The 24,967-nt window shown below is 71.5% G+C and carries 24 protein-coding genes; 10 read left to right on the plus strand and 14 right to left on the minus strand.

What is annotated here, in order from left to right:
* Positions 1-25: 25 nt before the first annotated feature.
* The 8 genes from PSH03_RS23845 to PSH03_RS23880 all read right to left on the minus strand — a co-directional run bounded on the left by PSH03_RS23845 (position 26) and on the right by PSH03_RS23880 (position 4,677).
* Entirely contained in the window at positions 26-193 is a 168-nt protein-coding gene (locus tag PSH03_RS23845) for a hypothetical protein (protein ID WP_210786980.1), read from the minus strand.
* A gap of 173 nt (positions 194-366) precedes the next feature.
* Positions 367-975 carry a hypothetical protein gene (locus tag PSH03_RS23850; RefSeq protein WP_238690470.1) on the minus strand — a complete coding sequence of 203 codons (609 nt, stop codon included), beginning with the start codon at positions 973-975 and terminating at the stop codon, positions 367-369.
* 79 nt (positions 976-1,054) lie between these two features.
* Positions 1,055-1,453 (minus strand): Fur family transcriptional regulator, encoded by a 399-nt coding sequence (locus PSH03_RS23855; RefSeq protein ID WP_091409697.1) that lies wholly within the window; start codon positions 1,451-1,453, stop codon positions 1,055-1,057.
* Positions 1,450-1,749: an ArsR/SmtB family transcription factor gene (locus PSH03_RS23860; RefSeq protein WP_030338189.1), complete on the minus strand. Its 300-nt coding sequence runs from the start codon at positions 1,747-1,749 to the stop codon at positions 1,450-1,452. The genes PSH03_RS23855 and PSH03_RS23860 overlap by 4 nt, the downstream gene beginning before the upstream one ends.
* A 43-nt stretch (positions 1,750-1,792) precedes the next feature.
* A complete protein-coding gene (locus tag PSH03_RS23865; RefSeq protein WP_210786984.1) occupies positions 1,793-2,659 on the minus strand; it encodes a metal ABC transporter permease in 867 nt (288 codons plus the stop codon).
* Positions 2,660-2,662: 3 nt separating this feature from the next.
* Complete coding sequence (locus PSH03_RS23870; protein WP_091409689.1) at positions 2,663-3,424, minus strand: metal ABC transporter ATP-binding protein; 762 nt, start codon at positions 3,422-3,424, stop codon at positions 2,663-2,665.
* Positions 3,421-4,365 carry a metal ABC transporter substrate-binding protein gene (locus PSH03_RS23875; RefSeq protein WP_238690471.1) on the minus strand — a complete coding sequence of 315 codons (945 nt, stop codon included), beginning with the start codon at positions 4,363-4,365 and terminating at the stop codon, positions 3,421-3,423. The genes PSH03_RS23870 and PSH03_RS23875 overlap by 4 nt, the downstream gene beginning before the upstream one ends.
* 54 nt (positions 4,366-4,419) lie before the next feature.
* Positions 4,420-4,677 carry a hypothetical protein gene (locus PSH03_RS23880; RefSeq protein WP_030338196.1) on the minus strand — a complete coding sequence of 86 codons (258 nt, stop codon included), beginning with the start codon at positions 4,675-4,677 and terminating at the stop codon, positions 4,420-4,422.
* 29 nt (positions 4,678-4,706) lie between these two features.
* On the opposite strand from PSH03_RS23880, the gene PSH03_RS23885 reads away from it, so the two are divergent.
* The 4 genes from PSH03_RS23885 to dusB all read left to right on the plus strand — a co-directional run bounded on the left by PSH03_RS23885 (position 4,707) and on the right by dusB (position 8,283).
* Positions 4,707-5,048 (plus strand): antibiotic biosynthesis monooxygenase family protein, encoded by a 342-nt coding sequence (locus PSH03_RS23885; protein WP_210786997.1) that lies wholly within the window; start codon positions 4,707-4,709, stop codon positions 5,046-5,048.
* Between the two features lie 24 nt (positions 5,049-5,072).
* The gene (locus PSH03_RS23890; protein ID WP_210786999.1) at positions 5,073-5,552 is read left to right on the plus strand and encodes a hypothetical protein; all 480 of its coding nucleotides are present in this window, start codon (positions 5,073-5,075) and stop codon (positions 5,550-5,552) included.
* Positions 5,553-5,666: 114 nt separating this feature from the next.
* Complete coding sequence (locus PSH03_RS23895; protein ID WP_091409675.1) at positions 5,667-7,046, plus strand: glycine--tRNA ligase; 1,380 nt, start codon at positions 5,667-5,669, stop codon at positions 7,044-7,046.
* A 64-nt stretch (positions 7,047-7,110) separates the two neighbouring features.
* The gene (dusB, locus tag PSH03_RS23900) at positions 7,111-8,283 is read left to right on the plus strand and encodes a tRNA dihydrouridine synthase DusB (RefSeq protein ID WP_308193532.1); all 1,173 of its coding nucleotides are present in this window, start codon (positions 7,111-7,113) and stop codon (positions 8,281-8,283) included.
* Between the two features lie 601 nt (positions 8,284-8,884).
* Here the strand turns inward: dusB and PSH03_RS23905 are convergent.
* Together PSH03_RS23905 and PSH03_RS23910 are read right to left on the minus strand one after the other, a co-directional pair.
* Complete coding sequence (locus PSH03_RS23905) at positions 8,885-9,547, minus strand: C39 family peptidase (RefSeq protein WP_238690472.1); 663 nt, start codon at positions 9,545-9,547, stop codon at positions 8,885-8,887.
* Positions 9,548-9,833: 286 nt separating this feature from the next.
* Positions 9,834-11,573 (minus strand): beta-N-acetylhexosaminidase, encoded by a 1,740-nt coding sequence (locus PSH03_RS23910; protein ID WP_372494853.1) that lies wholly within the window; start codon positions 11,571-11,573, stop codon positions 9,834-9,836.
* A gap of 245 nt (positions 11,574-11,818) precedes the next feature.
* Here PSH03_RS23910 and ppdK point away from each other — a divergent pair, with 245 nt between their 5' ends.
* Positions 11,819-14,527, plus strand: a complete 2,709-nt coding sequence (ppdK, locus tag PSH03_RS23915) for a pyruvate, phosphate dikinase (RefSeq protein ID WP_238690474.1) — start codon at positions 11,819-11,821, stop codon at positions 14,525-14,527.
* A gap of 42 nt (positions 14,528-14,569) precedes the next feature.
* Here the strand turns inward: ppdK and PSH03_RS23920 are convergent, their stop codons facing one another.
* The gene (locus PSH03_RS23920) at positions 14,570-15,070 is read right to left on the minus strand and encodes a roadblock/LC7 domain-containing protein (RefSeq protein WP_210783881.1); all 501 of its coding nucleotides are present in this window, start codon (positions 15,068-15,070) and stop codon (positions 14,570-14,572) included.
* Between the two features lie 253 nt (positions 15,071-15,323).
* On the opposite strand from PSH03_RS23920, the gene PSH03_RS23925 reads away from it, so the two are divergent.
* From PSH03_RS23925 to PSH03_RS23935, 3 genes are read left to right on the plus strand one after another with little or no spacing between them, the layout of a single operon-like run.
* Positions 15,324-15,677 (plus strand): VOC family protein, encoded by a 354-nt coding sequence (locus PSH03_RS23925; RefSeq protein WP_112590341.1) that lies wholly within the window; start codon positions 15,324-15,326, stop codon positions 15,675-15,677.
* A gap of 42 nt (positions 15,678-15,719) precedes the next feature.
* Positions 15,720-16,982, plus strand: coding sequence for a deoxyguanosinetriphosphate triphosphohydrolase (locus PSH03_RS23930; protein ID WP_210783882.1), 1,263 nt, complete (start codon positions 15,720-15,722; stop codon positions 16,980-16,982).
* A 15-nt stretch (positions 16,983-16,997) separates the two neighbouring features.
* Positions 16,998-17,846: a siderophore-interacting protein gene (locus PSH03_RS23935; RefSeq protein ID WP_238690475.1), complete on the plus strand. Its 849-nt coding sequence runs from the start codon at positions 16,998-17,000 to the stop codon at positions 17,844-17,846.
* A 7-nt stretch (positions 17,847-17,853) separates the two neighbouring features.
* Here the strand turns inward: PSH03_RS23935 and PSH03_RS23940 are convergent, their stop codons facing one another.
* The gene (locus PSH03_RS23940; protein WP_210783884.1) at positions 17,854-19,059 is read right to left on the minus strand and encodes a low temperature requirement protein A; all 1,206 of its coding nucleotides are present in this window, start codon (positions 19,057-19,059) and stop codon (positions 17,854-17,856) included.
* Positions 19,060-19,194: 135 nt separating this feature from the next.
* Here PSH03_RS23940 and dnaG point away from each other — a divergent pair, with 135 nt between their 5' ends.
* Complete coding sequence (dnaG, locus tag PSH03_RS23945) at positions 19,195-21,075, plus strand: DNA primase (RefSeq protein ID WP_372494854.1); 1,881 nt, start codon at positions 19,195-19,197, stop codon at positions 21,073-21,075.
* Positions 21,076-21,612 carry a hypothetical protein gene (locus PSH03_RS23950; protein ID WP_210783886.1) on the plus strand — a complete coding sequence of 179 codons (537 nt, stop codon included), beginning with the start codon at positions 21,076-21,078 and terminating at the stop codon, positions 21,610-21,612. It begins immediately after the preceding gene.
* 9 nt (positions 21,613-21,621) lie between these two features.
* On the opposite strand, the gene PSH03_RS23955 is transcribed toward PSH03_RS23950, so the two are convergent.
* Both PSH03_RS23955 and PSH03_RS23960 read right to left on the minus strand, forming a co-directional pair.
* Entirely contained in the window at positions 21,622-22,641 is a 1,020-nt protein-coding gene (locus PSH03_RS23955; RefSeq protein WP_238690476.1) for a TAXI family TRAP transporter solute-binding subunit, read from the minus strand.
* Positions 22,638-24,752, minus strand: coding sequence for a TRAP transporter permease (locus PSH03_RS23960; RefSeq protein WP_238690477.1), 2,115 nt, complete (start codon positions 24,750-24,752; stop codon positions 22,638-22,640). The genes PSH03_RS23955 and PSH03_RS23960 overlap by 4 nt, the downstream gene beginning before the upstream one ends.
* Positions 24,753-24,967: the final 215 nt, after the last annotated feature.

Genomic DNA, 24,967 nt, shown 5'->3' on the forward strand with positions numbered 1-24,967 from the left:
GGTGCGCGGGCCGGGCGGTGCGTGATCAGCGGGAGACCGCCCAGGCCAGCACTCCCGCCAGGATCAGACCGTTGAGCCCGGCCAGGGCCAGGTACGCAGCGGGTGGGATCTTCTTGCCCCGGCGGACGAAGTAGACCAGGACGGCGGCGTAGCCGAGCAGCAGGACGGCGATGACGACGAGGAAGTAGAACACCCGACGACCTTAACGACACCTTCGTCGGGCTGACCCTGCGCCCGGCCTGCTCGCGCTCCGCGATCTTGCACTTGCTGTCCCGACGAATGGGGCATCCCACTCATGTCGACAACCGAAACTGCAAGATCGGCGCGGCGGGGGATGCCGCAGGGGCGTGCCGGCGGACGGGGACCTTAGCGGCCCCGGCCGCGTAGGCCGAGTTGGCGCAGCTCCAGGGCGGCCAGGGCGTCGACTGTCGCGTCGTCGCCGCGCCGCCACGCCTCGGCGACATCCGGACCGATTCGGGTCAGTTTGCCCAGTGGCTGGGTGGCCAGCGCGCGCAGGGCGAGCAGGTCCCGGCCGGCTGGCCCGGCGGCCAGCTTCGTCGCCGATCCGGCCCGGCGCATCCAGCGGACCCGCAGCGGCAGCCAGCCGAACAGCACGATGCCGAGCGGGAAGATCAGCACCGCGATGGCGAGGGCCAGGGCGAGCTGGTCGACCAGCTGCTGCTGGTCGCGGCCGGCGTCGGCGAGCGACCGGGCGGCGTCGGCGGCGCGCTGGAACGGTGCGGTGAGTTCGTCGCCGACCAGTGGCACCCGGCCGACCTTGCTGCCGGCGTCGCCCAGGTTGTCGGCGAGCCCGCTGCCGGCGCCCTCCAACTTCTGCCCCGGCACGGCGAGCTTCTGCACCAGGTCGTGCAGCCACAGCGCGCCGCGGATCGCCGCGTACACCCAGGCGACGACGAGCAGGTCGGTGAGCAACTGACGGGCGGCGGTCGGAAACCGATCGGCATAGATTTTCACGCCGGCCAGCGTGCCACGAACGCCTGGCCCGGTGTAGCCGTGAAGTGAGCCCGGATCGCGACCGACAGGGCGCTGGTGGTCAGCGCGGGCAGGTCGGGCAGGTGCCGAAGATTTCCAGGGTGTGGCTGACGTCGGCGTAGCCGTGCTGGGCGGCCACCCGATCGGCCCAGCTCTCCACGGCCGGGCCGGCCACCTCGACCGTGCGCCCGCACACCCGGCAGACCAGGTGGTGGTGGTGCCCCTCGCTGCACCGGCGGTAGAGGTGCTCGCCGCCCGGCGGACGCATCACGTCGATCTCACCGGCGTCGGCGAGCCCCTGGAGGGTGCGGTAGACGGTGGTCAGGCCGACCCGCTCGCCGCGCTGCCGCAGCATGGCGTGCAGGTCCTGGGCGCTGTGGAAGCCCTCCATCTCGCCCAGCAGCGCGCTCACCGCCGAACGCTGCCGGGTGTTGCGTACCGCGGCGCTGCTCTCGCTCATGATCCCTCCCCGGCGTGGCTGACCGCGTCCGCCACGATGTGCGCGACGTGCTCGTCGACCAGGCTGTAGGCGATCTCCCGGCCTCGGCGGGAGCCGCGCACCACGCCCGCTCCGCGCAACACCCGCAGGTGCTGCGAGACCAGTGGTTGCGCCGCGCCGAGCTTCTCCACCAACTCGTGCACGCACCGCTCGCCGCCGGCCAGCTCACTGACGATGGCCAGTCGAATGGGAGCGGACAGGGCGCGGAGCAGCTCGCTGGCCCCGTCGAACCCGTCGTAGCCCGTCGCGCTGGTCATCCTGCAACGGTAACCAATACCACCGAGGTCGCGCTGAGCAGGCTCAGCTCAGCACGACCTCGTGAGGTTCCGGTGTCGGTGCGGCGGTCGGCGTCGTCCGACGGCGCACGGCCCGCCAGACGGCGCCGGCCACGGCCACCACCAGGAACGACGCGATCGCCACCAGCACCACCGAGGCGCCCGGTGCGGTGTCCGCCGTGGCCGCCACCCAGACACCCGAGCCGGCAGCGAAGAGCCCGAGCGCCATCGCGGCGGCCATCGTGCTGCGGAAACCCCGGGTGACCTGCTGGGCGGTGGCGACCGGCACCACCATCAACGCGCTGATCAGCAGCACGCCGACGGCCCGCATGGCGATGGTCACGGTGACCGCTGTGGCGACCGCGATCAGCAGGTTCAGGGTGCGGACCGGCAGGCCGGAGACCCGGGCGTACTCCTCGTCGTGGCTGACCGCGAAGAGTGCCGGCCGCAACCCGATCATCGTGACCAGGATCGCCGCGCCGAGCACCGCGATGGTGGTCAGGTCGGCGGGCGAGATGGTGGTCAGCGACCCGAACAGGTAGGCGTTGAGGTTCGCGCTGGTCGCGTCGGAAAGGCCAACCAGGAGTACGCCGCCCGCGATGCCGCCGTAGAAGAGCAGAGCCAGAGCCAGGTCACCGGAGGTACGCCCACGGGCCCTGACGATCTCGATGGCGATCGCGCCGATGGTGGCGGCGATCACCGCGACCAGCACCGGCGAGCGGTTGAGCAGCAGCCCCGCGCCGACGCCGGTCAGCGCCACGTGCCCCACACCATCGCCGATCAGCGCCAGCCGGCGCTGCACCAGGTAGATGCCGAGCGCCGGCGCGGCCAGGCCGATCACCAGCGCGCCGATCAGGGCGCGCTGCATGTAGGGGTACTGGAAGAGTTCCATCTGTCAGTTGCTCCACAGCCCGGCGGGCTCGTCGTAGCAGTGCGGGTGCACGTGGTCGTGGTCCGGCTCCGCGTGATGGCCGGCCGGGTCCGGCACCGCGCCGTCGTGGGCGATGCGACCCTCGTGGACGACGACGGCCCGGCTGATCACCGGTCGCAGCGGGCCCAGCTCGTGGGCGACGAGAAGCACAGTTCCGCCGTCGCCGACGAAGTCGCGCAGCGCGCCGGCGAACGCCTCCTGGCTGGCCGCGTCCACCCCGGCGGTGGGCTCGTCGAGAACCAGCAGCTCCGGCTGGCCGGCCAGGGCGCGGGCGATCAGGGTGCGCTGCTGCTGGCCGCCGGAGAGCGTGGACACCGGGTCACCGGCCCGGTCGGCGAGCCCGACCGCGCCCAGCGCGGCGTCGACGGCGGACCGGTCGGCTCGACCCGGCGGACGCAGCACCCCGCGACGGGCCAGCCGGCCGGAGGCCACCACCTCGCGGACGGTCGCCGGTACGCCGCCGCCGGCGCCCAGGCGTTGCGGGACGTACCCGATGCGTGCCCACTGCCGGAACCGGCGCAACGGCCGGTCGAAGAGGGTGACCGAGCCGGCGCTGATCGGCACCAGCCCGAGCACGGCGCGGATCAGGGTGGACTTGCCCGAGCCGTTGGCGCCGAGGATCGCGACCACCTCGCCGGCGGTCACCGTGAGCGAGATGTCCCGGAGCACGGGGCGGCCGTCGTAGCCGACCACCCCGTGCTCGACAGTGATGACAGGTGAGGTCACGAGCAGCTCAAGGCCGTCTGCAGGGTCCGCAGGTTGGTGCGCATCACCGAAAGGTAGTCCCCGTTGCTGCCGGCGGCGAGCCCTTCGATCGGGTCGAGGACCGCGGTCTTCGCGCCGACCTGACCGGCGATGGTCTCGGCCACCTTCGGGCTGACCAGGGTCTCGAAGAAGATCGTGGTGGCCTGGTGCTCCTTCGCCTCCTCGATCACGTGCGCGAGGCGCTGCGGCGAGGGCTCGACGTCCGGGCTCAGCCCGGTGATGCCGACCTGGTCCAGCTGGTAGCGGTCGGCGAGGTAGCCGAACGCGGCGTGGCTGGTCACGATCTCCCGCCGCTGACAGGTCGCCAGACCGTGCTTGAACTCGCCGTCCAGGGTCGTCAGGTCGGCGCGCAGGGCGGCCGCCCGGGCGGTGTAGTCGGCGGCGTGGTCCGGGTCGGCCTTGCCGAGCCGCTGGGCGAGCTGGTCGCCGATGCCGGCCAGTCGGGTCGGGTCGAGCCAGACGTGCGGGTCCTTGCCGCCGCTCTCCTCGGCGTGCCCCTCCTCGCCCTCGTGGTCGTGCCCGCCGGCGGACGCGTCCAACAGCGGCTGGACGCTGGTCACGTCGAACGCCCGGTCGCCGCCGTTCTGGGCCACGGCGTCGTCCACCGCCGGCTGGAACCCCTTGAGGTAGACGATCAGCTCCGCCTCGCTGACCTCACCGACCTGGCTCGGGTTGAGTTCCAGGTCGTGCGGCTCGGCGCCGGGCTTGGCCAGGTTGGTGACCCGGACCGCGTCGCCGCCGATCCGTTCGGCCAGGAACTGGAGGGGGTAGAACGCGGCCACCACGTCGACTCGCTGGGGGTCGGCGCCGGCGGCGCCGCCGGTGGAGCAGCCGGCCCCGGCGCCCAGGGCGAGGAGGGCGGTCGCGGCGGCCAGGACACGGTACGTGGCGCGGTTGGTCATGTCGTCAACTGTCCGTGGCAACGATAATGATTGTCAAAAACGCATGATTGCATGTCAGAGGAGCTTCGCGAGGCCCACAGTCACCAGCAGGGTGAGCATCACCAGTCGGATCAGCCGGGTCTGTGGCGCCTGAACCGCCCAGGTCGTCGCCAACAGGGCGATCAGGACCCCGGCGAGCGCGAGCGTGAGCAGCCCGCCGATCACCCCGGGCGTGAAGAACGCCACCAGCACCACCACCAGGGTGAGCAGGAACACCGACGTCGGGTTCGCCCCGGCCAACCGGGCGAGCAGAGGGCGCTGCGTACGCTGCATCCCACAGACTCTACGAGGAGGAACCCCCGGTGCTGGTGACCAACCGGTTCGTGGTCGACGTCGATGCCGCCGACGGCTTCACCGAACGGGCGCACGCCGCCCTCACCGCGCTGGCCGCCCGGCCCGGCTACCTGCGCGGCCAACTGGTCCGGGCGCTGGACGACCCCCGGTACTGGTCACTGGTCACCGAGTGGGAGTCGGTCGGCACGTACCGGCGGGCGCTGGGCGCCTTCGAGGTCAAGGTCAGCGCCGTGCCGCTGCTCGCCGAGTCCGTCGACGAGCCCTCCGCCTACGAGGCGCTGGCCACCGCCGCCCCCGGCGGGGCCGTGGTCGTCGCCGAGAGTGATCGGGCTGCGGGTCCTTACCGCTGAGCCGCCGGACACTACGCTGCTCCTATGACCGCACCCGCCCCGCCACCCGGTCCCGGGGTGGCTCCGCCGTTCGCCGCGCCGCCCACCGAGGGCCGCCGGACCCGGCTCTGGATCGGCCTCGGCGTCGGCGCGCTCGCCGTGGTGCTCTGCTGTGGCGGGGGTGGCACCGCCGTCGTCGGCCTGGCCGTCAGCGGAGTCCAGGCGATCCGGGAACAGGCCCGCACCGTGACCGGCGACTACTACCAGGCGCTGGTCGAGCGAAACTACGGGCGGGCGTACGACCAGCTCTGCGACGACGCGCAGCGGCGGGAGTCCCGGCCGGAGTTCGAGCGACGGGCCGCCGCCGAACCGCAGGTGACCGCGTTCCGGGTGGGTGAGGTGGACACCACCTACCTGACCGTGCCGGTCGACGTGACCCTCGACGGTGGCGACCGGGAGCGGCAACAGGTCAGCCTCGGCCAGGACGGGCAGAGCGGCGGCGTGGAGGTCTGCGAGGTCAGCTGACCCGTCCCCGGTATTCTGCTGGGCTCGGGGGGACGGTGGTCGTACCGTTGTCCCGAACCGACCGTTCCATCCACATCTCGCCCCCGCCGACCGCCAGCCGGCGTAGGAGGAAACATGCCAGCCGACCGTATCGATGCCGTCGTCAGCCTCGCCAAGCGCCGAGGCTTCGTCTTCCCCTCCAGTGAGATCTACGGAGGCACCCGATCGGCGTGGGACTACGGTCCGCTCGGCGTGGAACTCAAGGAGAACGTCCGCCGGCAGTGGTGGAAGACAATGGTCCAGCAGCGCGACGACGTCGTCGGCCTGGACTCCGCGGTGATCCTGTCCCGCAAGGTGTGGGAGGCGTCCGGCCACATCGCCGAGTTCGTCGACCCGCTCACCGAGTGCCAGTTCTGCCACAAGCGGTTCCGGGCGGACCATCTGGAAGAGGCGTACGCCGAGAAGCACGGCAAGCCGCTCACCTCACTGGCCGAGCTGAACTGCCCCAACTGCGGCAACAAGGGCACCTTCACCGAGCCGAAGATGTTCAACGGCCTGATGAAGACCTACCTGGGCCCGGTGGAGAGCGACGAAGGGCTGCACTACCTGCGCCCGGAGACCGCGCAGGGCATCTTCGTCAACTACAAGAACGTCGAGACGGTCGCCCGCAAGAAGCCCCCGTTCGGCATCGCGCAGACCGGCAAGTCGTTCCGCAACGAGATCACCCCGGGCAACTTCATCTTCCGGACCCGCGAGTTCGAGCAGATGGAGATGGAGTTCTTCGTCGAGCCGGGCACCGACGAGCAGTGGCACGAGTACTGGCTCCAGGAGCGCTGGAACTGGTACCTCGACCTCGGCCTCTCGGCGGACAATCTGCGTCTGTTCGAGCACCCCAAGGAGAAGCTGTCGCACTACTCGAAGCGGACGGTGGACATCGAGTACCGCTTCCAGTTCGGTGGCACCGAGTTCGCCGAGCTGGAGGGTGTCGCCAACCGCACCGACTTCGACCTCTCCACGCACAGCAAGCACTCCGGCGTCGACCTGTCGTACTTCGACCAGAGCAAGAGTGAGCGCTGGATGCCGTACGTCATCGAGCCGGCCGCGGGTCTGACCCGCGCGGTGCTGGCCTTCCTGTTGGAGGCGTACGACGAGGACGAGGCGCCGAACACCAAGGGCGGCGTGGACAAGCGCACAGTGATGCGGTTCGACCCGAGGCTCGCCCCGGTCAAGGTGGCGGTGCTGCCGCTGTCCCGCAACGAGGCGCTGTCGCCCAAGGCCAAGGACCTCGCGACCCTGCTGCGCAAGCGTTGGGTGGTGGAGTTCGACGACTCGCAGGCGATCGGGCGCCGCTACCGCCGGCAGGACGAGATCGGCACCCCGTTCTGTGTGACCGTCGACTTCGACACCCTGGACGACAACGCGGTGACGGTGCGCAACCGGGACACCATGGCCCAGGAGCGCGTCTCCCTGGACCAGGTCGAGCGCTACCTGATCGAGCGTCTCCCCGGCTGCTGAGACTCTGCGCACGGGGCCTCGGCCGACGCGATAAGCGCCGGTCGGGGCCCCGTACACTTGTCCGGTGACTGCCTCGACCGTGCCCGCGCTGCGCCCGCTGACTCTCGGCCAGCACCAGGTGTGGCCGCCGGTGGTGCTCGCGCCGATGGCCGGGATCACCAACATCGGGTTCCGTCGGCTCTGTCGCGAGCAGGGTGGCGGCATCTACGTCTGCGAAATGATCACCACGCGGGCGCTGGTCGAGCGCAACCCGAAGACGTTGCGCATGATCGCGTTCGGCGACGACGAGAAGCCCCGCAGTCTCCAGCTCTACGGCACCGATCCGGAGATCACCGCCGCCGCCGTGCGGATCGTCGTCGAGCGCAACCTGGCCGATCACATCGACCTCAACTTCGGCTGCCCGGTCCCCAAGGTCACCCGACGTGGGGGCGGCGCGGCGCTACCGTGGCGGCGCCGGCTCTTCGCACGACTCGTGCGGGCCGCGGTGGCTGCCGCGTCACCGTCCGGCGTGCCGGTCACTGTCAAGATGCGCAAGGGCATCGACGACGACCACCTGACGTACGTCGAAGCCGGGCTCGCCGCCCAGGACGCCGGCGTGGCAGCGGTGGCCCTGCACGGGCGCACGGCGTCGCAGCGCTACTCGGGCACCGCCGACTGGGACGCGATCGCCACCCTGAAGCAGGCCCTCGACGTGCCGGTGCTCGGCAACGGCGACATCTGGGAAGCCGACGACGCGCTGCGCATGGTGGCCCACACCGGCGTCGACGGCGTGGTCATCGGGCGCGGCTGTCTGGGCCGACCGTGGCTCTTCGCCGACCTGGAGGCCGCCTTCAACGGTCGGCCGGAGCGGCGGCTGCCCACCCTCGGCGAAGTGGCGGTGACCATGCGCCGGCACGCCGAGCTGCTTGTCGACCAGTTCACGGCCGGCGCCCGCAACCCGGCCCGAGGTGAACGGGACGGCTGCACCGACTTCCGCAAGCACGTCGCCTGGTACCTCAAGGGCTTCCCGGTCGGCGGTGAGCTGCGGCGCTCGCTGGCGATGATCGAAAGCCTGGCGCAGCTCGACGACCTGCTCGGCAAGCTCGACCCGGCCGAGCCGTTCCCGGTCACCGCCCTGGGTCAGCCGCGCGGGCGTACCAACTCGCCCGGCAAGGTCTTCCTGCCCGAGGGCTGGCTGGCCAGTCGAGACGACGACACGGTCCCCGAGGGCGCCGAGATGGACGACTCCGGCGGCTGAGCCCTTGGCCGGTCGGCCGGAGGTGCCCCGCGACCATCCCTCCGGAACGCAGGCTCGCCGCGGAGTCGTGCCGGCGCGCCGGTCACCCTCGAGCCCTCGGGTCGTGGCACTTGGTCTTCCTCGCCACTCCGTGCGGGCTGGGCAGATGAGTTCGGCGCCCTATCGAGCTGATGTCGTGAACGAATCACCAGTTCGGCTCGGGCGGCCCTGCCTCTGATTCGTCTACGGCATCAGCTCCAAAGGACCCGTGGGCGCGGTCAGTGGGGTTGCCCGCTGTGGGGTTGCCCGCTGTGGGTAGGCGCGGCTTGGTCCGGTGGGCGGCGTGCCGGGGTGAGTGGCTGGGGTTGCCCGCTGTGGGGTGGCCCGCTGTGGGTCGGCGCGGCTCGGTCCGGTGGGCGGCTTGCCGGGGTGAATGGCTCGGTCGGCTCGGATGCCCGTCGACTTCGTTCGCGCCTGACGGCGGGCGCGTGGACTTGGCTCGTCGCGCTGCCCGTGCTGCCCGTGCTCGGCCGGCGGGGCTAGTGGCCCGGGCGTGCCGAAGGGCCGGACCCTGGTGGGGTCCGGCCCTTCGGTGTGTGCTGGGTGTGTGTGGTGCGGGGGGTCAGCTGGTGGCGTAGCCGCGGGTGGCGATCCAGTCCGCGAGGTGTTCGGTGCTGATCCAGTAGGAGGCGGTGTTCGCATCGGCGGAGTCGGCGATCTTGACGGTGTTGCCGTTGTCGCGGTAGCCGACGACGCTGATGTAGTGCCCGCCTTCGTAGGAGTGGGTGACGCCGTCGGTGTCGGTGCTGGTGCCGGCGATGTTGGCGACCACGGCCCGGCCGTCGTCGACGGTGCGGACGATGTCGGCGCGCAGGGTGTCGGTCTGCTTGGTGTCGGCGTCGGGGGTGCTGATCTCGACGGAGCGGTAGGCGTTGGTCTTGCCGGTTTCCTTGTTCAGCACGGGGGTGATGTCGTTGATGGAGTTGGTGCCGGCCTCGGTGGTGCCCATCTCCTTGGCCATGGCGTCCACGCTGATCTCCTTGCCCTGTACGGACAGGGCGTTTCGGGTCGCGGCGGGCCCGCAGTAGTAGAAGTTCGGCTGGGCCTCGTAGCGCACGCCCAGTTCCCGTTCGCCGTGGCCCTTGCGGTCGGTCTGGGTTTGCGCGGCCGGGGTGCTGGTGGTGGGTGCGGCGAACGCGGTGGTGACGGGGCCGGCGATGGCGCCACCGGTGAACGCGAGACCAGCGGCGGTCAGGGCGGTCTTACGGATCAGATCGGTACGCATGATGGCGTGCTCCTCTGCATCGGGGGTGCCCGCACCACACCCGGGGGTGGGTGGTGCGGGGAAGTTCGTGGCGACGCCGGCGATCCGGGGGGACCTGCTCGGGCGTTGCGGGGGATGTAACCGGGGCGGCCTGCCGGGTGTTCCCGGGCGGCTGCCGCGCCCCACGACCGGGACAGTCGCGGTGGTCTGCCAGGTATAACGACCCGGCCCGGCCCACGATTCCGCCACGGGGGTGGCCCCGACTACCCGACACCAGCGGTCAAACCGGACAACCCGAACGCCGGGGTCAGGGCTTGGCGGTGTCGGTCTGGGGTGTGGTGCGCTGTGTCGGGATGGTCGGTGCGGTGGGCCAGGGGATCTCGGGCGCGCGGTGGAAGGTGATCCCGGCCGTCGTCCAGCGCGGGCCCTGGCTGGCCAGGCGGTCGCGGAAGCCGGCCCAGTCGTGGCTTGCCCGGGGTGACCAGCCCAACTCGGCGATGGCCGGGAGGCGGGGCAGGAGCAGAAGTTCGATGTCGGCCAGCGAGGTGACCGATTCGGTCCAGAGTGGGGCCTCCACACCGAGAACCGCCTCGGCGGGTACGCCGGCGACGTGCATGCCCGGATCCCAGTCGTACGCCTTTCGCACGTCGATGAGGCCGGCCCAGTCGTGCCCGATCGGGGTGTCCGGGGCGTACTTCATGTCCAGGTAGGCGTGGTTGCCGGGGGAGACGATCAGCCGGGCGCCCCTGCGTACGGCGTCGACGGTGGTGGGGTCTTCGCCGTTCGTGCCCCACCACTGCAGGACCCGCCCGTCGAGGTGGGCGGCCGGCGCGAGCTGGTGCCAGCCGACGACTGTCTTGCCGAGGTCGGCCACGATGCGCTGGACCCGCTCGACGAAACCGGTGTAGACCTCGCCCTTCACCTTGAACGCCTCGTCGCCGCCGATGTGCAGCCAGGGGCCGGGGGTGAGCGCGGCCACCTCGCCCAGCACGTCGGCGACGAAGTCGTACGTCCGCTCGTCGGCCGGGTCGACGTAGCTGAAGCCGACCTCGGTGCCGGTGTACGGCGGCGGCGCGATCTTGTCCGGTGCCAGCTCCGGGTACGCGACCAGCGCCGAGTTGGTGTGCCCCGGGAGGTCGATCTCCGGGACGACGGTGATGTGGCGGGCGGCCGCGTAGGAGACGATCCGCTGGTAGTCGGCCTTCGTGTAGTGCCCGCCGGGGCCGCCGCCGACCTCGGTCGTCCCGCCGACGGTGGTCAGCTTCGGCCAGGAGTCCACGGCGATCCGCCAGCCCTGGTCGTCGGTGAGGTGCAGGTGCAGGTGGTTGAGCTTGTAGCGGGCCAGGTGGTCGACCACCCGCAGCACGTCCTCCACGGCGAAGAAGTGCCGCGCGACGTCGAGCATCGCGCCCCGGTAGGGGAACCGGGGTGCGTCGGTGATGGTCCCGCCGGGCAACGCCCAGCGTTCGGTGACCGGGCTGGGGCTCTCGATGGCCGCCGGCAACAGTTGGCGCAGCGTCTGTACGCCGTAGAAGAGGCCGGCGCCGGTGGCGGCGGTGACGCGTACCCCGTCGGTGGCGATGTCGAGGCGGTAGCCCTCCGCGCCGAGGTCGGCGGTGTCGTCGAGCACCAGCGCGATGCCACCGGCGGGCTCCGGCGTGGTGGCGTCGGTGACCGGCAGCGGGTAGCCGGTGGCCGGACGCAGGAGCTGGGCGAGCTGCTCGGCGACCGCAAACGCGGCGGGGTCGGCGCTGGTCACGATGACCGCTTCGGCCGGGAGCGCCCAGTCGGCGGTCGGGTCGGGCCGGGCCTGCTGTGGGGCGGGCACGACGTCGGTCAGCCGGTGCGGGGCCGCCGGGGCGAGCAACGTGCCGGCGGTCTGCTCGGCCGTGCGGGCCAGCGTGGCCGCGTCCGGTTCCTCCGCCGACAGCGGCGCGGGGACGGCGGTGGGGCCGGGGGAGGGGGTGGTCGACACGGCGGCGACTCCGGGGGGTGTATTCGCGTCGGTTATGGCAAAAGTGAGGTTCACCGGCTGGCGTGGCGTCAAGCGTACGACGCTCGGCCGGGATGCGTGATGGTGCGCATGGAAGCGTTCCCAAAAACCGGTACGAACACGGATAGTCGTGATGGCTGTGCCAATTGTCACCGAACGGTCCCAGGTCACTCGATGTTCGCTTAACCTTCGCCCACCGATCGACGTTGACCCCGGGATTACCGGCGGTCCGTCCCGGGGAAGAAGAAAACTGAACCTTCGTTAAGTGTCAATCCGGCGCGTGTGTTGTGGAGGCTCTGGTGGCAGCGCAAGAGACCGTCGATCACAAGTACGTCTACGACTTCTCCGAAGGCAACAAGGAACTCAAGGAGCTGCTCGGCGGCAAGGGGGCAAACCTCGCCGAGATGACCAACCTGGGCCTGCCCGTCCCGCCCGGCTTCACCATCACCACCGAGGCGTGCCAGGCGTACCTCGCGACGGGACGGGAGCCGGACGGGCTCGCCGGTCAGATCGAGGCACACCTGGAATCGCTGGAGCGCGCGATGGGCAAGCGCCTCGGTGACCCGCAGGACCCACTGTTGGTCTCCGTCCGCTCCGGTGCCAAGTTCTCCATGCCCGGCATGATGGAGACCGTCCTCAACGTCGGTCTCAACGACCAGAGCGTGGTGGGGCTCTCCGCCCAGGCGGGACAGAACGACAGGTTCGCCTGGGACTCCTACCGGCGACTCATCCAGATGTTCGGCAAGACCGTCTGCGAGGTGCCGGGCGAGGAGTTCGAGCACGCGCTCGACGAGGCCAAGCACGCCAGGGGCACCCACAACGACCTGGATCTGGACGCCGACGACCTGCGTGGGCTGGTCGACGCGTACAAGAAGATCTTCTTGAAGCACACCGGTCGGGAGTTCCCGCAGCAGCCACGCGAACAGCTCGACCTGGCCATCCGGGCGGTCTTCGAGTCGTGGAACGCCGAGCGCGCGGTGCTCTACCGCCGCCAGGAGCGCATCCCGGCCGACCTCGGCACCGCGGTCAACGTGGTGACGATGGTCTTCGGCAACCTCGGCCCGGATTCCGGCACCGGGGTCGCGTTCACCCGTGACCCGGCCAGCGGCGCGCAGGGCATCTACGGCGACTACCTGGCCAACGCCCAGGGCGAGGACGTGGTCGCCGGCATCCGCAACACAGTGCCGTTGCAGGAGTTGGAGCAGCTCGACAAGGCATCCTACGACGAGCTGCTCGGCATCATGGCCCGGCTTGAGGAGCACTACAAGGACCTCTGCGACATCGAGTTCACCATCGAACGCGGCAAGCTGTGGATGTTGCAGACCCGGGTCGGCAAGCGCACCGCCGCCGCCGCGTTCGTCATCGCCGGGCAACTCGTCGACGAGGGTCTGATCGACCTGGACGAGGCGCTGCACCGGGTCAACGGCGCGCAACTGGCCCAGCTGATGTTCCCGCGCTTCCAGCTCGACCACGAGTTCCAGCCGGTCGCCAAGGGCATCGGCGCATCGCCCGGCGCGGCGTCCGGCACCGTGGTCTTCACCTCCGCGCGGGCCGTCGAGCTGGCCGCCGAGGGGGAGTCGGTGATCCTGGTGCGCCGGGAGACCAACCCGGACGACCTGAACGGCATGATCGCCGCGAAGGGCATCCTCACCTCGCGCGGCGGTAAGACCAGCCACGCCGCGGTGGTGGCCCGGGGCATGGGCAAGACCTGCGTCTCCGGTGCCGACGAGATCGAGGTGAACGTGCCGGCGAAGCGGTTCACAGTGGCCGGGCAGACCGTCACCGAGGGCGACGTCGTGTCCATCGACGGCACCACCGGCAAGGTCTACCTCGGCGAGGTGCCGGTCATGCCCTCCGAGGTGGTGCAGTACTTCGAGGGCAGCCTCGACCCCGAGCACATCGACAACGCGCTGGTCCGGGCCGTACACCGGATCATGACGCACGCCGACGGGAAGCGGCGGCTGGCGGTCCGCACGAACGCCGACACCGGCGCGGACGCCGCTCGGGCCCGGCGCTTCGGCGCCGAGGGCATCGGGCTGTGCCGCACCGAGCACATGTTCCTCGGTGAGCGGCGGGAGCTGGTCGAGCGGCTGATCCTGGCCCGGGCCCCGGGCGAGCGGGAGTCGGCGCTGGCGGCGCTGCTGCCGTTGCAGCGGGCCGACTTCGAGGAGATCTTCCGCGAGATGGACGGCCTGCCGGTCACCGTCCGGCTCATCGACCCGCCGTTGCACGAGTTCCTTCCGCCGTTGGAGCAGCTCGCCGTCAACGTGGCGGTCGCCCAGGAACGCGGCGAGGACGTAGCCAAGGAGGAGGCGCTGCTCGCCGCCGTCCGGCGGATGCACGAGGAGAACCCGATGCTCGGGCTGCGGGGCGTACGCCTCGGCCTGGTCATCCCCGGCCTGTTCGCGATGCAGGTCCGGGCCATCGCCGAGGCGGCGGTCAGTTGCGCCCGCGACGGGGGCGTGGCCAAGCCGGAGATCATGGTGCCGCTGGTTGGTGCCGTGCAGGAGTTGGAGACGGTCCGCGCCGAGGCCGAGAAGATCATCGCCGAGGTGGTCGGGGACAGCGGCGTCGAGGTGCTGATCGGCACCATGATCGAGGTGCCCCGGGCGGCGCTGACCGCCGGGCAGATCGCCGAGGCCGCCGAGTTCTTCTCCTTCGGCACCAACGACCTGACCCAGATGGGCTGGGGCTTCTCCCGCGACGACGTCGAGGGCGCGTTCTTCTGGCGCTACCTGGAGTTGGGCATCTTCGGCATCTCGCCGTTCGAGTCGATCGACCGCGACGGCGTCGGTCGGCTGGTGCGGATCGCCGCCGAGGAGGGTCGGGCCGCCCGCCCCGGGCTGAAGCTCGGTGTCTGCGGTGAGCACGGCGGCGACCCGGACTCGGTGCACTTCTTCCACGAGGTCGGCCTGGACTACGTGTCCTGTTCGCCGTTCCGGGTGCCGGTGGCCCGGCTGGAGGCAGGTCGGGCGGTAGTGGAGACCGGCGGGTCGGACAGCCGCTGACGCACGTCGGCGGCGGCCTGGTCACCCGGCCGCCGCCGGCGCTCAGATCGGCGGACGACGCCAGGTGGGTCGGGACGAGCGGCGCAACTGCGCCGGCAGGGTCGCCATCGGGGTACGCGTGGCCAGCGGGGCGTGCGCGTCCGGTACGGAGGTCGCGCCGATGCCTCCGCCACGAACGTCCAGGAACGACCCGGCGCGGCGGGCCACCGCTCGCGCCTCCTCGTGCAGCGCCTCCAGGTCCCCGGCCGCCGAGATGGTGACGAGGGTCAGCAGGGCGCTGCGCCCGGCCGGATAGGTGACCACGCAGCCTGCTGTGGTGCAGACGAACGACTCCCGGAACTCACCCTGCCGGACGGTGTCGGCCACCCGGTGCCCGAGCCCGAAACTCGCGGCGGCGAGCGCGGCGAGATGGGTGGCGTCGGTGCTGGGTAGGTCGCTGGAGATGAGCAGGCCGTCGGTGCCCGCGAGCACCGTGCCGGCGATGTCGGGTCGGCGCTGGCGCAGCAGGCGTAGCTCCGTTCCCATCACCGTGTCTGCGTCCACGAGCGTTACCCCTCACCGGTCGGCTCTGCGTGTCAGTCGGCTGGTTACGTTCCGCGCTGGGAAGGCTACCGGTGGCGACTTCCGGCCGCGAGCCCGTAACCCTCGGCGATCGGTCGGCAACTGGGGGCCAATCGGTGGTTGTGCGCCCTTCATCGATGCGTCGTGAGCCTGTCGAGCAGTGCTGGCGGGCGTAATCTTGGCTCGCTCGCACACGGCCGATTGGGCGCCGCGTCGAACGGGAAGAGGTGACTGCATGACCAGTGTCTGGGAGAGCCTGACTGTCGACGCCCGCGATCCGGCCCGACTGGCTCGTTGGTGGGCCGAGGCGCTCGGCTATCAGGTCGTCACCGAGACACCGAGCGGAGTGGAGATCCGCCAGTCCCCGGACCAGTTGCCCGCCCTGTTCTTCGGCCCCGTGGCCGAGGGCAAGGAGCGCAAGAACCGGCTGCACCTCGACCTGCGCCCCGCCAATCAGGAGGCTGAGGTCGAGCGCCTGGTCGACATGGGCGCCCGGCACGTCGACATCGGTCAGGGCGACGTCGAGTGGACGGTGCTGTCCGACCCGGAAGGCAACGAGTTCTGCGTTCTCCGTGAACGCGAGGAGTGAGCCGGTCTTGCGAGCCCCGCAGTCGCGAACTGTGGCGGCTCCGTGAACGCGAGGAGTGAGCCGGACGCGCGGTTGGTCGAGGAGCCGCCCAAGGACACCGGACATCGCCGGTCGCCGTACGAGCGCGACCGGGCCCGGGTGCTGCACTCGGCGGCGTTTCGCCGACTTGCCACCAAGACCCAGGTGCACACCGCCGGCACCGACGACTTCCTGCGTACGAGGCTGACCCACTCGTTGGAGGTGGCCCAGATCGCCCGGGAGATGGGTGCCCGGCTGGGCTGCGACCCGGACGTGGTGGACGTCGCGGGGCTCGCGCACGACCTCGGGCACCCGCCGTTCGGGCACAACGGCGAGGCTGCGCTGGATCTGCTCGCCACGCCGTGCGGTGGCTTCGAGGGCAACGCGCAGACCCTGCGGGTGTTGACCCGCCTGGAGGCGAAGGTGCTCGCCCCGGACGGCTCGTCCGCCGGGCTGAACCTGACCCGGGCGTCGCTGGACGCGATCGGCAAGTACCCCTGGCCGCGCCGGCCGGGGGAGCGCAAGTTCGGGGTGTACGCCGACGACGCGGCCGTCTTCGACTGGATCCGCGCCGGTGCGCCCGGCGACCGGCGCTGCCTGGAGGCCCAGGTGATGGACTGGGCCGACGACGTCGCGTACTCGGTGCACGACGTGGAGGACGGCATCCACGGTGGCTACGTCACGTTGCACCCGCTGCTCACCGACGCCGACGAGCGGGCCGCGCTCTGCGCCGACGTGGCCGCCGCCTACTCCGGGGAGTCCGCCGCGGACCTGGCCGAGGTGCTCGTCGATCTGCTGGCCGGTCCGCTGCTCGCCCCGTTCGCCGGGTACGACGGCAGCCATCGCGCGCAGGTCGCGTTGAAGGCCACCACCAGCGGGGTGACCGGGCTGTTCGTGTCCGCGGCGGTGGCGGCCACGGAGGAGCGCTTCGGTCCGGGCCCGCACCGCCGCTACGCCGCCGACCTGGTGGTGCCCCGCCTGGTACGGGCGCAGTGCGCGCTGCTCAAGGGCATCGCGCTGCGCTACGTGATGCGTCGCAGTGGCTTCCGGGGCCGCTACGAGCGGCAGCGGACGATGCTGGCGGAGTTGGTCGCCGCGCTGGTCCGGCGCGCCCCGGACGGGCTCGACCCGATCTTCGCCCCGCTGTGGCGGGCCGCCGCGGACGACCGGGCCAGGCTGCGGGTGGTGATCGACCAGGTCGCCTCGCTCACCGACCCGGCGGCGGTGACCTGGCACACCCGGCTGGTCGGCAAAGGGACACCCCCGGGCGACCACGAGCCAGCTTAGGCTAACCTAACTGACATGACGGAACGCTCCAGGAACGTCACCTCGGCCCGGGTGCTGCGCACCGAGCGGCCCACCCCCCACCTGATCCGGCTCGTCCTCGGTGGGGACGAACTGATCGGCCTGCCGGTGGGCGAGTTCACCGACCACTACATCAAGGTGGTGTTCCCGCAGTCGGGGGTCGCGTACCCGCAGCCGTTGGACCTCGCCGCGATCCGCCGGGACCTGCCCCGGGAGCAGTGGCCCCGGCTGCGCGCGTACACGGTGCGGCGCTGGGATCCGCTGTCCGGCGAGCTGACCGTCGACGTGGTGCACCACGGCGACGAGGGGTTGGCCGGCCCGTGGGCCGCCGCGCTGTGCCCCGGCGATCCGGTGCACTTCGTCGGCCCCGGCGGCGCGTACGCCCCGAGCCCGGACGCGGACTGGCATCTGCTGGTCGGTGACGAGAGCGCCCTGCCGGCGATCGCCGCCGCGTGCGAGCGCCTACCGCTGGGCGCCCCGGCCCACGTCTTCGTGGAGATCGCCGACCCGGCGGAGGAGCAGAAGCTGCTCAGCCCGGGGGCAGTGGAGCTGACCTGGTTGCATCGCGGCGACCGCCCGGTGGGCCAGGCGCTGATCGAGGCGGTGCGGGCGTTGGAGTTCCCGGCCGGCCAGGTGCACGCGTTCGTGCACGGCGAGGCCGCCTTCGTCCGGGAGCTGCGCCGGCTGCTGCGCGGCGAGCGGGGCGTGCCCCTCGACCGGCTCTCCATCTCCGGCTACTGGCGGCGCGGCATGGACGACGAGGGCTGGCGCTCCACCAAGGCCGACTGGAACCAGCAGGTGGCGGCCGAGGAGACGGCCATCCCTCAGCCCGCCGCGGTGGCCTGAGCGCCGCTCACCCCTCGGGGGTGTTCATCTCCCTGCCGGCCCGGGCAAGGCGCCGGCTGAGCAGGACGGCGTACCCGACGACGGCCAGGGAGAGCAGCGACAGCATCACCTTCGGCTGGTGCACCGTCGCGGTGATCAGGCTGACCGAGAGCACCCCGTAGGCGGCGATCGCCAACCGGGCGGCGCTCGGTCGGGTCCACAGCCAGTACAGGGCGAGCCCGCAGGCCGTCCACACCACCATCGAGGCGCCCAGCAGCAGCCGCAGCTCCAGCGGCAGCCGGCTCGCGTTGTCGTCGACCAGCCGCACCACCTGCCCGAGCGACCAGCCGAGCAGCAGCAGCGCGCCGCCCAGCGGAATGTGCAGGTAGCTGTACGCCTGCCCGCCGCGCAGCCGGCTCTGGAGCAGCCGGGTGGTCACGAAGGTGGTGTAGACCCACCAGACCGCCGCCGGGATGAGGAAGGCCATCGCGGCGGTGAGGATCATGTGTGGCGGGGGGTGGTCCGGCACGGCGAAGAGCAGGCTGGCCAGCGCGCTACCCAGGACGATGATGGTGAACTGGCCGATCCGTTCCGGCAGGTGCCTGTTGTCCACCGGCCAGCGGTTGAGCCAGCGCACCCCCGCCCAGGGTGTGGCCAGTTCGATGACCATCGCGACGATCCACAGGACCGGGCGCAGCTCGGTGGGCACTGTCAGCGACACCAGCCAGATCAACCAGCCCGACCCGAAGCCGATCAGGTAGACAGTCGTCACCATTCGGGCCTTCGCGCTGGTCGGCCAGGCGCGCAGGTACAGCAGGAGCAGCACGCCCCGCACGATCAGGTACCCGACCGGCAGCAGGACGCTCTCCGGGACCTCGTCGACGCCGAGGGTCATCGCGCCCGCGCCGACCAACGCGACAAGCACCAGCAGTCGGTGCAACGCGTCGTCCGGATCGAACCGGGTGTCGTAGTACACCTGCCCCATCCAGGCCCACTGGATCACCACGAAGAGCCCGATCACGGCCAGCACTGCCCTCGGCGACGGGGACGGTTCGTTGCCCAGCCGGGCCACCACCGCCGCCAGCGCGTACACGAAGATGAGGTCGAGGAAGAGCTCCAGCCAGGTGGCGTGCCGGTGGCCGGCCTCGTCCGTCTGCGGGGTCTGCCCGGGTAGCCCCATCCGAGCGGCCAGCCATCTCGGCAGGCGGGGGGCTTCGGTCCGTACCCGGCGCATCTGGTCATGGTCCCCGTGCGGACCCGGCCTGCGGGCCGGAACCGCCCAGCCGGCAGCGGCCGCCGCCACACCGGCGTCCCCCGGCCGGCGTGTCGTCGGTCCGGCAGGGCAGGATGTACGGCGAGGGGGTGGCACATGGCTGGGCGGATCCGGGACGAGGACATCGCACTGGTCCGGGAACGCACCTCGATCGGGGATGTGATCTCCGAGACGGTCACCCTGAAGTCCGCCGGCGGCGGCAACCTCAAGGGCCTGTGCCCGTTCCACGACGAGAAGAGTCCGTCGTTCAACGTGTCCCCGGCCCGCAACGTCTGGTACTGCTTCGGCTGCGGGGCCGGCGGGGACGCGATCAAGTTCCTGATGGACGCCGACCACCTCAGCTTCGTGGAGTCCGTCGAGCGGCTGGCCGGCCGCGCCGGCATCCAACTGCGCTACATCGAGGACGACAAGGGCACCCCGCGCCCCCGCCCGCAGCAGGGTCAGCGGCAGCGCCTGGTCGCCGCGCACGCCGCCGCCGTCGAGTTCTACAGCGCGCAACTGAGCACCGCCGGCGCCCGGCCGGCACGGGAGTTCCTGGCGCGACGGGGCTTCGACAGGGCCGCCGCCGAGCGCTACGGCTGTGGCTTCGCGCCGGAGGGTTGGGACCCGCTCACCAAGCACCTGCGCCAGCAGGGCTTCACCCACCAGGAGTTGGTCACCGCCGGGCTGTCCCGGGAGTCCCGTTCCGGCACCCTGATCGACAGGTTCCGTCGCCGGTTGCTCTGGCCGATCCGCGATCTCGCCGGCGACGTGATCGGCTTCGGCGCGCGCAAGCTCTTCGACGACGACGACGGCCCGAAGTACCTGAACACCCCCGAGACGCCGATCTACAAGAAGTCGCACGTGCTCTACGGCATCGACCAGGCCAAGCGGGAGATCGCCAAGCAGGGTCGGGCGGTCATCGTCGAGGGTTACACCGACGTGATGGCCTGTCACCTGGCCGGGGTGACCACTGCGGTGGCGACCTGCGGCACCGCCTTCGCCGCTGACCACATCTCCGTCCTGCGTCGGCTCCTGTTCGACAGCGACGAGGTGGCCGGCGAGATCATCTTCACCTTCGACGGCGACGCCGCCGGGCAGAAGGCCGCGCTGCGCGCCTTCGAGGACGACCAGCGCTTCGTCGGGCGCACGTTCATCGCGGTCAGCCCGGACAACATGGACCCGTGCGACCTGCGGTTGGCCAAGGGCGACCTGGCGGTGCGTGACCTGGTCGCCCGCCGCGAGCCGCTGGTCGACTTCGCGCTGCGGCACGTGATCAGCCGCTTCGACCTGGACACCGTCGACGGCCGGGTCGAGGCGATGCGTCACGCCGCGCCGCTGGTCGCGCGCCTGAAGGACCGGGAGAAGCGCCCGGAGTACGTCCGTAAGCTCGCCATGGACCTCGGCATGGAGATCGAGCCGGTGCAGCGGGCGGTGCTCGCCGCCGGCAACACTCCGCCGTCCAGCGCCCGCGACGCGGCCCCCGCCGCCCGGCCCACCTCGGCCCGCCCCGAGCCGGCGGTGGACAGCCCGCAGTCGATGGTCGAGCGGGAGGCGCTCAAACTCGCCCTCCAGCAACCGGTCCTCGCCGGGCCGATGTTCGACGCGGTCGAGGCCACCGAATACCGCCACCCGGTTCACATCGCGGTCCGTACGGCCATCGCCGCGGCCGGTGGTGCCGCGTCGGCGACCGGCGGCGCGGTCTGGATCGAGTCGGTCCGCGACGCCTGCGAGGACCTGGCGGCCGCGGCGCTGGTCGGGGAGTTGGCAGTCGAACCACTGCGGATCGACGGCGAACCGGACCCGCGCTACGTGTCGATCACGATGGCCCGGGTGCAGTTCGGGTCGGTGACCGCCCGGGTCCGGGACCTCAAGTCACGCATCCAGCGGATCAACCCGGTCAACAACAAGGACGAGTACTTCGCCGCCTTCGGTGAGCTGCTGTCCCTGGAGCAGCACGCCCGGGCGTTGCGCGAGCAGGCCGCGGGAGGCCTCTAGATGGGACTGTTCAGCCGCAAGCCGAAGCTGCCGCCGGCCGACCGGCCGCCGCTGACCGCCGACGAGCGGGTGTTGGCCTGGGCCGCCGCCGGCAACGGCGAGGGCGACGGGGTGGTGGTCGCCACCAACCTCGGGCTGTGGTTGCCCGGTCGAGGGCACCGGTTCGGTTGGCACACCATCCTCAAGGCGGTCTGGTCCGGCCGGGAGCTGACAGTCACCCCCGCCGAGCCGCTCGTCGAGCGGGACGGCTACACGGTGGTCGCTGACGGCCCGGCCGAGACGTACCTGCTGCTCGACCCGGGGGAGTTGCCGCACCAGGTGCGGGCCCGGGTGACCCGTTCGGTCGCGTACACCGAGCACCAGCCGGTGCCCGGCGGCGCGGCGCGGGTCGCGGCCCGGCGCGTGGCCGGAGTCGACGGTCTGACCTGGACGGTCCGACTCGACCCCGGCACTCCGACGGGCGACGAGGCAGTGCTCGCCGAGGCCGACCGGCTGGTCGGCGTGGCCCGCGCCGCCACCGCGCCGGCCGACGTCTGACCGGCCGGGTCAGTTCGCGCCCAGGTCCTTCAGCGCCTTCTCGGCGCCGCGGTGCAGCGGAACCGGCTGGGTCCTGCGGGCGGTCTCCAGCGAGATGCCCCGGGCCGCAGGGTTCGCCTGGGCCAGCGTGTCCCGCTTGTCGAAGACCGTCCGGGTGATCGCGCAGGCGACGTTGGCGTCCAGGTCCTTACGGACCAACAACACGTTGGGTACGACGATGGTCGGGGTGTCGGTGGCCGTCTTGTACGCGTCCCGGCCGATCGTCCCGGCCTGGTAGGCGGGGCTCAACGCGGTCATCTTCGGCAGCAACGGCGAGATGTCGACGAACTTCACCGAGTCGCCGGCAGTGGTGAACAGGTCGGTGAGGCCCCCGGTGGGCAGACCACCGGACCAGAAGAAGCCGTCGACGCTGCCGTCCTTGATCCCCTCGACGGTCTTGGTCAGGTCCAGTCGCTGCGCCCGGATGCCAGTTGCCGGGTCGAGGCCGGCGGCCTCCAACAGCCGGTTGGCGATCACCTCCGTGCCGGACTTCGGTGAGCCGGTGGAGATCCGCTTGCCCCGCATGTCGGCCACCGAGGTGATCCCGGAGTCGTTGCGGACCACCACCTGGGTGTAGTTGTCGTAGATGCGGGTCAGCGCCTGCACCGGCTGCGGCGCGGTGAAGCTGCCCTTGCCCTCGACCGCGTTGACCGCCGTGTCGAACAGCGAGAACGCCACGTCGTACTGGCCGCCGACCAGTTGCTCGACGTTCTGCACCGAGGCGCCGGTCTCGGCGGCGGTGCCGGTGAGCTTGCCACCGGTCGCCCCGGACAACTGCCCGGCCAGGGCGTTGCCGACCACGTAGTAGACGCCCGTCGCGTTGCCGGTGGCGATGCCGACGCGGGTCTCCTTCGTCACCTCGCAGGTGACCTCGCTGGCAGTGTCGTCAGTGGCCGCGCCGCCCTGCTGACCTCCGCAACCCGCGGCACCGACCGTGACGAGGGCGAGCACGCTCAGGCCCGCCGCGAGCCGTACGTCGATTCGTCTCACAGTTGTTCCTCCACAGGATTGGCTGGTGATCCGGACGATGACCGGTTGGCGGCGCCGCGTCGGACGAACACGCCCGCCGCCGCGACGACGGCCAGCGCCGCGCCGACAGTGACCGGGACGGGTTCGAGCCAGAGCAGTGTGACGCCGGCGACGGCGCCCAAGACCCGTTCCGGGGCGCCGGCCGGGCCAACGCCGGGCAGCCAGCCACCGGCGGCGACGGCGAGCACCGCCACGCTGAGCGCTGTGACTGCGGCGGCGAAGGCGATCCGCTGGACGCCACCGATGCCGAGCAGACCGAGCCCGGCCGGCGTGATGACGAACGCGATCGGGGTCAGGTACGCCGGCAATGCGTACCGCAGGGTCTGCCACATGGTCGGCACCAGCCGGCCGCCGGTGACCGCGGCGGCGGCCACCGCGGCGAGCGCTGTCGGTGGGGACACCTCGGACAGCACCGCGAAGTAGAAGACGAACATCGCCGCCGCCGGCGCGGCGACGCCCAGGTCGAGCAGGGCCGGACCGACGATCACCCAACCGATCACGAACGACGCGGTGACCGGCACGGCCAGGCCCAGCAGGCTGAGCGCGACGGCGGCGAGCAGCGCGGTGAGCACCAGCACCAGCGTCGGGTCCGATGTGGCCGCCTGCGCCCCGCCGATCAGCAGCGCCGCCGCCTGCGGCCCGAGGCCGGTCTTCGTGGTGGTCGCCGTGATGATGCCGGCGGCGGCGCAGACAGCGGTGACGGCGAGGACGCCGCGTACGCCGGTGACGAGCGCGGTCACCAGCCGGCCCGGGGTGAGCCGGTGCGCGCGCTCCTCGTTCCTGGGGGCCAGGAACGACAACGCGACGGTGAGCACGACGGCGAAGACGACGGCTCTCGTCGCGGACACACCGATCGCGAGGAACACGATGATGGCGATCAGCGAGGCGAAGTGGTAGCCGAACCGGGCCAGCAGCCGCCAGGGCGAGTCGACGTCGATCACCACGGGGCGCACGCCGGAACGGCGAGCGTCGATCTCCACGGCGAGCAGGATGCCGAGGTAGTAGAGCACCGTCGGTACCGTCGCCCAGCCCAGCACCTGGAGGTACGAGACGCCCAGGTACTCGGCGATGATGAACGCCGCCGCACCCAGAGTGGGCGGGGAGAGGATGGCGCCCACCCCGGCCGCGGCCAACATGCCGCCGGCCCGCTCCGGCGGGTAGCCGGCGCGGCGCAGCAGCGGCCAGGTGACCGCGCCGATGCTCACGGTCGTCGCCGCGCCGGAGCCGGAGACGGTGCCGAGCAGGAAACCCGAGGCCACCGCCGTCCGGCCGGCGGCGGTACGGGAGCGTCGGAACGCCGCGGCCGACAACTCGACGAAGAACCGCCCGGCCCCGGACAACTCCAGCACCGCGCCGTAGATGGTGAACAGCACGATGTACGAGGCGGCCACGTCGAGTGGCGTGCCGTAGAAGCCGCTGTCGGAGTTGTAGAACGCGTCGACCAGCTGACTGAAGTCGAGGCCGGCGTGCGCGACCGGCCAGGACTGCGGCAGCAGGCCACCGTAGTAGCCGTAGCCGAGAAACAGCAGGCAGACCGCGGGCAGGATCCAACCGGTGGTACGTCGACACGCCTCGAGCAGCAGGAGCAGCAGAACGGTGCCCAGCACCAGATCCGTCGGCGCCAGTAGGCCCTGCCGGTCGAGGAACGCGTTGTAGCCGCCGCCACCGCTGCCGATCCGGATCGGCAGGACGGGATAGAGACAGGCCGCGACGGCCAGCGCGCCCAGAGCCCAGTCGGTCACTGTGGGCCCCGACGACGCGAGTGCCGGGACGCGCCTGTCGCTCTCGGTGGTCTCGGCGTGGTTGGCGCGTCGTCGCCGGGCGCGGAGGCGGGCCGGTAGCCGCAGGTCGGCCGGGTAGGCGAGGAAGACCAGCGGGAGTACGCCGGCCAGGAAGATGATCAAGTAGTACTTGCTGCCCTGCGACAGCGGGCGGAACACCTGCCACAGGGCGAGAGCGCCGACCGCCAGCGCCGCCGTGGTGAGGAGCAGACCCGCCGGCCCGGAGAGCACCCGTCCCGGTTTCTCGTCCTCGAACTGGGCGGCCAGGTCCCGAGTCGTCCGCTCGGCCACGCCCGTCCCGCTCGCGTCTGGCCTGCTCGCGCCGGGCTCTGTCGGCTCGGCTTCCGGTCGTGGTCGGGGTGGCCCGCCGCCGGGGCTCGCTGCGGGCCCATCAACGGGAGAGTTGGCTGGTCGGGCAGGTGACGGCGAACCATCGGGCGAGCTGATGGGCGACACAAAAGGACGATACACGTCGATTGGCTGACGGGTGGGGCATCGATCGGCGT

The sequence above is a fragment of the Micromonospora salmantinae genome, assembly GCF_022230905.1.
Classification (GTDB): Bacteria; Actinomycetota; Actinomycetes; order Mycobacteriales; family Micromonosporaceae; genus Micromonospora; species Micromonospora salmantinae.

Bases quoted from the DNA above. Each gene is read 5' to 3' on its own strand.
- PSH03_RS23855 (WP_091409697.1), bottom strand. From the start codon at position 1,453: ATGAGCGAGAGCAGCGCCGCGGTACGCAACACCCGGCAGCGTTCGGCG.
- PSH03_RS23860 (WP_030338189.1), bottom strand. From the start codon at position 1,749: ATGACCAGCGCGACGGGCTACGACGGGTTCGACGGGGCCAGCGAGCTG.
- PSH03_RS23865 (WP_210786984.1), bottom strand. From the start codon at position 2,659: ATGGAACTCTTCCAGTACCCCTACATGCAGCGCGCCCTGATCGGCGCG.
- PSH03_RS23875 (WP_238690471.1), bottom strand. From the start codon at position 4,365: ATGACCAACCGCGCCACGTACCGTGTCCTGGCCGCCGCGACCGCCCTC.
- PSH03_RS23880 (WP_030338196.1), bottom strand. From the start codon at position 4,677: ATGCAGCGTACGCAGCGCCCTCTGCTCGCCCGGTTGGCCGGGGCGAAC.
- PSH03_RS23890 (WP_210786999.1), top strand. From the start codon at position 5,073: ATGACCGCACCCGCCCCGCCACCCGGTCCCGGGGTGGCTCCGCCGTTC.
- PSH03_RS23895 (WP_091409675.1), top strand. From the start codon at position 5,667: ATGCCAGCCGACCGTATCGATGCCGTCGTCAGCCTCGCCAAGCGCCGA.
- PSH03_RS23905 (WP_238690472.1), bottom strand. From the start codon at position 9,547: ATGCGTACCGATCTGATCCGTAAGACCGCCCTGACCGCCGCTGGTCTC.
- PSH03_RS23925 (WP_112590341.1), top strand. From the start codon at position 15,324: ATGACCAGTGTCTGGGAGAGCCTGACTGTCGACGCCCGCGATCCGGCC.
- PSH03_RS23935 (WP_238690475.1), top strand. From the start codon at position 16,998: ATGACGGAACGCTCCAGGAACGTCACCTCGGCCCGGGTGCTGCGCACC.
- PSH03_RS23940 (WP_210783884.1), bottom strand. From the start codon at position 19,059: ATGCGCCGGGTACGGACCGAAGCCCCCCGCCTGCCGAGATGGCTGGCC.
- dnaG (WP_372494854.1), top strand. From the start codon at position 19,195: ATGGCTGGGCGGATCCGGGACGAGGACATCGCACTGGTCCGGGAACGC.
- PSH03_RS23950 (WP_210783886.1), top strand. From the start codon at position 21,076: ATGGGACTGTTCAGCCGCAAGCCGAAGCTGCCGCCGGCCGACCGGCCG.